Origin of the sequence: Siccirubricoccus soli, from assembly GCF_024178315.1 — a bacterium.
Taxonomy (GTDB): Bacteria; Pseudomonadota; Alphaproteobacteria; order Acetobacterales; family Acetobacteraceae; genus Siccirubricoccus; species Siccirubricoccus soli.
Genome location: NZ_JAMZIK010000254.1, coordinates 1 through 7,742, shown reverse-complemented (window position 1 = coordinate 7,742; position 7,742 = coordinate 1). Strand labels below are relative to the sequence as shown.

Below are 7,742 nucleotides of genomic sequence, written 5' to 3'. Positions count from 1 at the left end.
ATCTACACCCCCATCCTCCAGCGCTTCGCGGCAGCCATGCTCCACCGCCTTTGGCACCCGCCCCGCGCCATCTGGCGCCTGCTGCACGACATGCACCGCTTCGCCGCCGGCCGCGCCCGCCTGGCGCGCTGGATGGAGCCGGCGTGATGCCCAACTCAAGGGTTCCAAGGGCCCTTCGGCCCTTGGCGGGGGGTGCAGAGCGGCAGCGCCCCTCTGCCGGCGCCGGGGGCCCCGCCCCCGCCACGCCGTGAGCCGCCGGACTCACGCTTTCCCCAGCCCCTCTCGGCAACCCCGGCCGACCCTGCTAGACGCGCCCGATGCTCAGAGGCGTCCTCACCGTCGGCGGCTGGACCATGGCCAGCCGTATCCTCGGCTTTGCGCGCGACATGCTGATCGCCGCGACCCTGGGCGCCAGCCCCCTGGCCGATGCCTTCTTCGTCGCCCTCAAGCTGCCCAACCTGTTTCGCCGCCTGTTCGGGGAGGGCGCCTTCAACGCCGCCTTCGTCCCCGCCTTCGCCGGCACCCTGGCGGTGCAGGGCCCGCGCGTCGCGCAGCAACTGGCGGAGCGCATGGCGGCCATCATGGCGCTCTGGCTCAGCCTGATGGTGGTGCTCGGCATCCTCTTCATGCCACAGCTCATGCGCGTCCTCGCCCCCGGCTTCATCGGCGACCCGATGAAGCTCGGCCTGGCGGTGGAGCTGACGCGCATCACCTTTCCCTATCTCCTGTTCATCTGCCTCACCGCCCTCGTCTCCGGCGTGCTGAACGGGTTGGACCGCTTCGCCGCCGCGGCGGCGGCGCCGATCTTCTTCAACCTGCTCTCGATGTCGGCGCTGCTCTTCCTCACGCCCTTCGTGGCGACGCCGGCGCATGCCCTGGCCTGGGGCGTCACCCTCTCCGGCGTGGTGCAGCTCGGCCTCGTGCTCTTCGCCGCGGCGCGGGCCGGCATGGCGCTGAACATCCTGCGCCCGCCCAGCCTGGCGCCGGAGGTGCGGGAGGTGCTGCGGCGCATGATCCCGGGCGTCATCGGCGCCAGCGCCACCCAGCTCAACCTGGTCTTCGACATCTTCATCGCCAGCTTCCTGCCGGCCGGCAGCTTCGCCTATCTGAACTATGCGGACCGGGTGGGGCAGCTTCCCCTTGGCGTCATCGGCGCGGCGCTCGGCACCGCCATGCTGCCGCTGCTCTCCCGCCAGGTACGGGCGGGGGAGAGCCTCTCCGCCCACCGCACCATGAACCGGGCGGTGGAGCTGGCCCTGCTGCTCTGCCTGCCGGCCGCCATCGGCCAGGCGGCGGCGGCGGTGCCGATCGTCCAGGTGCTCTTCGTCCGCGGCGCCTTCGGGGCGGAGGCGGCGCACGCCACCGCCGCGGCGCTTGCCGCCTATGCCATCGGCCTGCCGGCCTATGTGCTGGTGAAGATCTTCGCCCCCGGCTTCTTCGCCCGCGGGGACACGGCGACGCCGGTGAAGGTCGGGCTCTGCGCCGTGGCGCTGAACCTCACCCTCAACCTGCTGCTCACCCCCTTCCTGCTGCATGTCGGCGTGGCGCTCGCCACCGCGCTCTCGGCCTGGGCGAATGCGCTGGCGCTGGCCTGGCTGTTGCGGCGGCGGGGGCATTTCCTGGCAGATCGCCGGCTGCGCCGCCGGGCGCCGCGGCTGCTGCTGGCGGCGCTGCTGATGGGGGCGGCGATCCTCGCCCTCGGCGCGCTGCTCTTCCCCGCCACCGGGCTCTGGCGCTACCTGGCGCTGGCGCTGCTCATCGGGGCGGGCGCGGGCGGCTATTTCGCCACCGGCTTCGCCCTCGGCGCCCTCTCCTGGGCGGAGCTGAAGGCGCTGCTGCGCCGCCGGCGGCGGGCCCGGGCCGCTTGACCTCCCGGCCCGGAAGGGGGACACCGCCGGACCCCAACAACTGGATGGTCTCCACCCCCATGCAGCGCGTCTTCTCCGGCATCCAGCCCTCGGGCATCCCGACCCTCGGCAACTACCTTGGCGCCATCCGCAATTGGGTGCCGCTGCAGGAGACCCATGACGCGATCTATTGCGTGGTCGATCTGCACGCCATCACGGTGTGGCAGGAGCCGAAGCAGCTCGCGGCGCAGACGCGGGAGATGGCGGCGGCGCTGATCGCCTGCGGGCTGGATCCGAAGCGCTGCATTCTCTTCGTGCAGAGCCATGTGCTGGCGCATGCCCGCCTCGCCTGGATCTTCAATTGCGTCGCCCGGCTCGGCTGGCTGAACCGGATGACGCAGTTCAAGGACAAGGCGGGCAAGGACCGGGAGGCGGCGAGCGCCGGCCTCTACGTGTACCCGAACCTGATGGCCGCCGACATCCTGGCCTACAAGGCGACGCTGGTGCCGGTGGGCGACGACCAGAAGCAGCACCTGGAACTGGCCAACGACATCGCCGAGAAGTTCAACCACGATTACGGCGTGCCGGATTTCTTCCCGCGGATCGAGCCGCTGATCCAGGGCGTCGCGGCGCGGGTGATGAGCCTGCGCGACGGCACCAAGAAGATGTCGAAGTCGGACCCTTCCGACCAGTCGCGCATCAACCTGACGGATGATGCGGATGCCATCGCGCTGAAGATCCGCCGCGCGAAGACCGACCCGGAGCCGCTGCCCGAGCATGTGAACGGGCTGGAGGCGCGGCCGGAGGCGCGGAACCTGGTGGGCATCCTCGCCGCCGTCACCGGGACGCTGCCGGAGAACGTGCTGCGCGAGCATGGCGGCAAGGGCTTCGGCGCCTTCAAGGAGGTGCTATGCGAGGCGCTGGTGGCGCATCTCTCGCCGATCCAGGCGGAGATGTCGCGGCTGCTGGGCGACCCCGCCGCGCTGGAGGGCGCGCTGCGCCACGGCGCGGACCGGGCGGCGGCGATCGCCACGCCGATCGTCGAGGAGGTGGAGCGCGCGGTGGGGTTCCTGCCGCGGTAGCGGCACCCCCACCGGATGCCGGGCGCGGACGGCCGCGCGCCTTCCTCCAGGAGCCGCAGCCGGAAGCGTCCGGCCCCGGCCGCCCGCCTGCGCCGCGCATCCCGGGCTCGGGCCTCGGGCGGTCCTGCCGCGGGACGCGATGCGCGCGGCGTCGGGCATCCCGCGCTTCGGCGCTGTCCCGGTTGCGTGACAGGGCTTCCGGTGCGCGCGCCCCGGACAGGCACGCCCTAGAGCATGCTGCGTTCGCTTGCGCTCACGCAGCATGCTCTAGGGCGTTGTTTTGCGAGCATCTTCACGCGTTCAGATGATTCCATCTGAACGCGATCTGCTCTAGCCGACGCGGAGCAGCGACGGCCCGTTCTCCCGCAGCCATGCCACCGCCGCATCGCGATGCGGGGTGAGGCGGGCGACATGCGCCCAGAAGCGGGCGCCGTGGTTCAGCTCCTTCAGGTGGGCGACCTCATGCGCCACCACATAGTCCAGCACCCAGTCCGGGGCCATGACGAGGCGCCAGGAGAAGGCCAGCGTCCCGTCCGGGGCGCAGCTTCCCCAGCGGCTGCGGGTGTCCTTCAGCCGGATGGCCCGCGGCGTCACGCCGAGCAGGGCGGCATGGCCGGCGACGAGCACGCGGATGCGCCGCCCGGCCTCCGCCTTCAGGAAGGCGGCGAGGCGGGGGGCGAGGGTTGCGGCCTCGCCCGGCACCAGGATGGCGCCGGGGGCCAGGGCGACCTCGCCCGCGGCCTCGGGCAGGTGGCTGACGGTATGCAGCAGGCCGCCGAGCGGGATCTCCGCCCCCGCTTCCAGCGGGGTATGCGGGGCGAGGGCGGCGAGCCGGCCCATGACCCAGGCGGCATGGGTGGTGAGCAGGGCCATGCCGGCGCGGCGCCGGGCGCGGGGCGGCAGGGTGACGACCACCGCCCCGGCGCGCAGGTCGATGCGGATGGAGACGCGCCGGGCGCGGCGGGACCGGCGCCAGCGCACCGGGCAGGGCTGGCCGCTGGCCAGGGAGATCGGTTCGGCATCAATCTGGTCCATGGCCTGACCATGGACCGGCGGCGGGGGCGGCAGCAACCGCTTGCGACGCCTGCGAGCGAAACAAGCGCCAATATCAACCACTGGTTGTTGTGCGACGCATCAAAAACGCCCGCCATGGGGCTGCCGCCATGCCGGAGGGGTGCCCGGCGTGGCTTCGCGGATGGATGCAGGCAAGGCAGCCCCCCTCTGGGGCCACTGCGGAGGCTGCGCAGCAGCCTCCGGGGCAGTCAGCCCGGCAGGCCCTTCAGCTCGGTCTCGACGAAGGAGAGCGGGGCGGTGCCGGTATTGACCACGTTGTGCTCGGTCCCGGCGAGGCGGGAATAGGCGACGCCGGCCTTGAGCTCCGCGACCATGGTCTGGCCGCCCGGCAGCTCGAGCGTCAGGGTCCCGTCATGCACCGGGACGACGACATAGTACCAGCCATGCCGGTGCCAGCCGGTCTCGGCACCCGGGTTGAAGTCCCAGCGGGTGACGCGGACATGCTCGTCCTCCACCTGGAGGGTGCTGGTCGCCGGTTCCCGGCAGCGCAGGGGTTCGGTGCTCATGGATCTCTCTCCGACTACTGGCGAGCGGCCGTTCCATCCCGGATGGCGAATTCATGGTTTCCAAAGGCCCTTCGGCCTTTGGCGGAGGGAGTTCGAGGGAGGCAGAGCCTCCCTCGATGCCGCTACTCGGCTGCCGCCTTCACGCCGAGCCCCGGCAACGGCAGCGCGCCCGCCGCCTGCCAGGCCGTCCAGACCGCCTCGGCCTGCGCCGGGTCCAGCTTCAGATGCGGCGGGCGGATGGTGCGCCAGCCATCATCGCCCGTGCTGCGCGCGATGATCTCGCGCAGGCCGGGGATCAGCGGCACGGAGGTGGCGGCGCGCCGCGTCGCCGTCAGCATGGCCTGGGCCTTGTCGGCCTCCGCCCCGGTGCGCTGCGCATAGACGATGCCGCCCCAATGACTGTTGGCGTTGGAGGCGGCGGTGATGCAGCCGGCGCCGCCATCGGCCAGCATCTGCTGCAGGAACTCGTCGGAGCCGGAATAGACCTCGAACCCGTCCTTGGCGAAATTCTCGGCCATCGCCTTCATGTTGGCATAGACGCCGCTGCTGTCCTTCACCCCCTTGATCACGCCGGGGAAGGCCTGCAGCAGCCGGCCGATCAGGTCGAGGCTGAAGGGCACCGCGCTCTGCTGCGGGAAGTGGTAGAGGTAGATGGCGATGCCGCCGCCGACCCGGTTCACCACCTCGGAGAAATAGGCGAAGAGCCCGTCATCGCTCGGGCCCTTGTAGTAGAAGGGCGGCAGGACGAGGACGCCGCGGCAGCCCTGCGCCTTGGCGTGCAGGGTCAGCTCCACCGTGTCGGTCAGGCTGGCGCAGCCGGTGCCGGGCATCATGACGGAGGCCGGGATGCCGCGGGCGACCAGCCCTTCGAGGATCGCCTTCCGCTCATGCAGGCCGAAGCTGTTGGCCTCGCCCGTGGTGCCCATGATGCCGAGGCCGTTGCAGCCATTGGCCAGCAGCCATTTGGCATGTGCCGCCATGCGGTCCGGGTCGGGCGAGAGGTCCGGCTTCATGGCGGTGAGGACGGCGGCGTTCACGCCGCCGAACAGGGCGTCCTTCATGGGCTGGCGGGTCCTTCTTGCGTTGGGGCTTGCGGGGTGGGCGGCTTGGGGCGGGGCATCAGGCCCGGCCAGCGGACCACATGATCCTCGAGCGCGCCAGCCTGCCGTTCCGGCACCACGCGGCCGCGGACGGAGATGCCGGCGCGGTGCACCGTCTCCGGATCGCCGGAGATGAGAGGGTGCCACCAGGCCAGGTCCTTGCCCTCGGCCACCAGCCGATAGGCGCAGGAGGGCGGAAGCCAATCGACCTGCGCCACCTTGGCCGGGGTGAGCTTCACGCAATCCGGCACGTGCTGCTTGCGGTTCGCATAGTCCTTGCAGCGGCAGGAGGTGGTGTCGAGCATCCGGCAGGCGACCTCGGTGAAGGCCAGCCGGTCGGTATCCTCGTCGCGCAGCTTGTGCAGGCAGCAGCGGCCGCAGCCGTCGCAGAGGCTTTCCCACTCGGCGCGGGTCATGCCGTCGAAGGGCTTGGCTTTCCAGAAAGGCAGGGTCGCGGACACCGGGCCAGCTTAACAGGCCCGGGCGCCGCGCGCAGGAGGGGGGAGGGACAGAAGCGCCCGGCAAAACAAGGCCCGGCCCGGCGGGGTGCCGGGCCGGGCCTTGGCCGCTCGGTCGCCGGGAGAGGGGTCAGTAGACCAGGCGGTTCAGCGCCACCTCCATCGCCACGACGAAGGCGATGAAATAGGCCAGGGCGCCCAGGCCGAGGGCGGTGTCCTTCAGGGTGATGCACATCGGGGAGGAAACTCCGGCAGTTCGCGTCGGCGCGGAGATGGGCCTGCCGCCGCCGCCTTCCCAATACGCCTTCGCGATGGCCCTTATTCGTCGCGCGCATCGCTCGGCCGGGCGCCCGGCGAAAAACGCGACCCCCGGCCCGGCACCGAGGAGGGGGAGGCACCGGGCCGGGGGTGCAGCCCTCGCGCCACAGGGGGGCAGCGCGAGGGAGGGGCAGTCCACGCCCGGCCTGGCAGGGCCGGCGCGGATGGGGTCAATAGACTAGGCGGTTCAGGGCGAATTCCACGGCGAGGACGAAGCCGGTGAAATAGGCCAGGGCGCCGAGACCGAGGGCAGTGTCCTTGAGGGAGAGGCACATCGGGGCAGCTCCGGAAGATCGCGTTGGCCGCACCATGCGCCCGGACCCCGCCGCCTGCCCAATACGCAGTTTCAATCGGCACGATTTGCGGCGTGTATGGCGGCGCCCCCGGGAGCCGCGGCCGAAGCCGGCCCTCAGGGCGGCGGGCGGGCTGCGCAGGCGCCGCCCGGCGTGGCAGGATCGCGGCGATGCAGGTCTCGGCTTCCTTCCGCGCCGGCGCGGCGCTGGCCTTCGGCGCCCCGGCGCTGGCCATGGGTGTCACCTTCCTGGCCTTCGGCGCGGCGGTGGCCGCCGGCGGACTGGGGCTGGGCTGGGCGCTGGGGGCCTCGCTGCTGGTCTATGGCATGGCCGGGCAGGTGGTGCTGCTGGGCGGGGCGGCGGGGCCGGTGCTGCCGGCGGTGCTGGGGGCGACGGCGGCCAATGCGCGCTTCCTGCCCATGGCGGTGGCGATCGGGCCGCTGCTCGGGCCGCCGAGGGTGCGGCGCTGGCTGGCGCTGCCCTTCATCGCCATCACCCCCTGGGCGGCGGCGATGCGGGTGCTGCCGGCCCTGCCGGCGGAGGTGAGGCTCGGCTGGTTCCTCGGCTTCGCGCTGGTCTCCTGGGTGGTGGCGGGGCTGGCGACCTGCCTCGGCTTCTGGGCGGCGCCGCTGCTGGGGCCGGCGACGCTGGCGGCGCTGGTCTTCGCCAACCCGCTCTATTTCGCGCTGCTGATGGCCGACGATTTGGGGCGGCCCGGGCCAAGGCGGGCGGTGCTGGCCGGGGTGGCGGCGGCGCCGCTGGCGCTGCTCCTGCCACCGGCCTGGGGAATCCTGGCGGCGGGGCTGCTGGGCGGGACGGCCGCCTTCCTGCTGGGGCGGCATGAGCGGGGCTGAGGTTGCGCTGCTGCTGACGGCGCTGGCCATGCTGGCGCTGCGGGCGGCGGGGCTGGTGGTGGCGGGCGCGCTGGGGCCGCGGCACTGGCTGGTGCAATGGGCGGCGGCGGTCAGCCAGGCGACGCTCGCCGCCTTCGTGGCGCTGGCGGTGGTGGTGCCGGCCGGCGCGCTGGCCAGTGTGCCGCTGGCGGCGCGGCTGGCCGGGCTGGC

At 72.5% G+C, this 7,742-nt stretch carries 8 protein-coding genes; 4 read left to right on the top strand and 4 right to left on the bottom strand.

All coding sequences use genetic code 11. The features are described from left to right. The first annotated feature begins 317 nt into the window (after positions 1-317). Together murJ and trpS are read left to right on the top strand one after the other, a co-directional pair. Positions 318-1,868, top strand: a complete 1,551-nt coding sequence (murJ, locus tag NJ376_RS27810) for a murein biosynthesis integral membrane protein MurJ (RefSeq protein ID WP_252956609.1) — start codon at positions 318-320, stop codon at positions 1,866-1,868. 59 nt (positions 1,869-1,927) lie between these two features. Then, a complete protein-coding gene (gene trpS / locus NJ376_RS27805; protein WP_252956610.1) occupies positions 1,928-2,929 on the top strand; it encodes a tryptophan--tRNA ligase in 1,002 nt (333 codons plus the stop codon). A gap of 330 nt (positions 2,930-3,259) precedes the next feature. Here trpS and NJ376_RS27800 read toward each other — a convergent pair whose 3' ends face one another. The 4 genes from NJ376_RS27800 to NJ376_RS27785 all read right to left on the bottom strand — a co-directional run bounded on the left by NJ376_RS27800 (position 3,260) and on the right by NJ376_RS27785 (position 6,070). Next, a complete protein-coding gene (locus NJ376_RS27800; RefSeq protein WP_252956608.1) occupies positions 3,260-3,964 on the bottom strand; it encodes a M48 family metallopeptidase in 705 nt (234 codons plus the stop codon). Between the two features lie 227 nt (positions 3,965-4,191). Continuing rightward, positions 4,192-4,509 (bottom strand): cupin domain-containing protein, encoded by a 318-nt coding sequence (locus NJ376_RS27795; protein WP_252956607.1) that lies wholly within the window; start codon positions 4,507-4,509, stop codon positions 4,192-4,194. A gap of 122 nt (positions 4,510-4,631) precedes the next feature. Further along, positions 4,632-5,570 (bottom strand): dihydrodipicolinate synthase family protein, encoded by a 939-nt coding sequence (locus NJ376_RS27790; protein WP_252956606.1) that lies wholly within the window; start codon positions 5,568-5,570, stop codon positions 4,632-4,634. Continuing rightward, a complete protein-coding gene (locus NJ376_RS27785; protein ID WP_252956605.1) occupies positions 5,567-6,070 on the bottom strand; it encodes a YcgN family cysteine cluster protein in 504 nt (167 codons plus the stop codon). The genes NJ376_RS27790 and NJ376_RS27785 overlap by 4 nt, the downstream gene beginning before the upstream one ends. 778 nt (positions 6,071-6,848) lie before the next feature. Between NJ376_RS27785 and NJ376_RS27780 the strand changes: the two genes are divergently transcribed. Next, positions 6,849-7,532 (top strand): AzlC family ABC transporter permease, encoded by a 684-nt coding sequence (locus NJ376_RS27780; protein ID WP_252956604.1) that lies wholly within the window; start codon positions 6,849-6,851, stop codon positions 7,530-7,532. Then, on the top strand, positions 7,519-7,742 hold a 224-nt coding region (locus tag NJ376_RS27775; RefSeq protein WP_252956603.1), incomplete at its 3' end, for a hypothetical protein. The genes NJ376_RS27780 and NJ376_RS27775, both read left to right, overlap by 14 nt.

Coding starts and splice junctions, on each gene's coding strand:
- NJ376_RS27780 (WP_252956604.1), top strand. CDS start 6,849: ATGCAGGTCTCGGCTTCCTTCCGCGCCGGCGCGGCGCTGGCCTTCGGC.
- trpS (WP_252956610.1), top strand. CDS start 1,928: ATGCAGCGCGTCTTCTCCGGCATCCAGCCCTCGGGCATCCCGACCCTC.
- NJ376_RS27800 (WP_252956608.1), bottom strand. CDS start 3,964: ATGGACCAGATTGATGCCGAACCGATCTCCCTGGCCAGCGGCCAGCCC.
- NJ376_RS27790 (WP_252956606.1), bottom strand. CDS start 5,570: ATGAAGGACGCCCTGTTCGGCGGCGTGAACGCCGCCGTCCTCACCGCC.
- NJ376_RS27795 (WP_252956607.1), bottom strand. CDS start 4,509: ATGAGCACCGAACCCCTGCGCTGCCGGGAACCGGCGACCAGCACCCTC.
- murJ (WP_252956609.1), top strand. CDS start 318: ATGCTCAGAGGCGTCCTCACCGTCGGCGGCTGGACCATGGCCAGCCGT.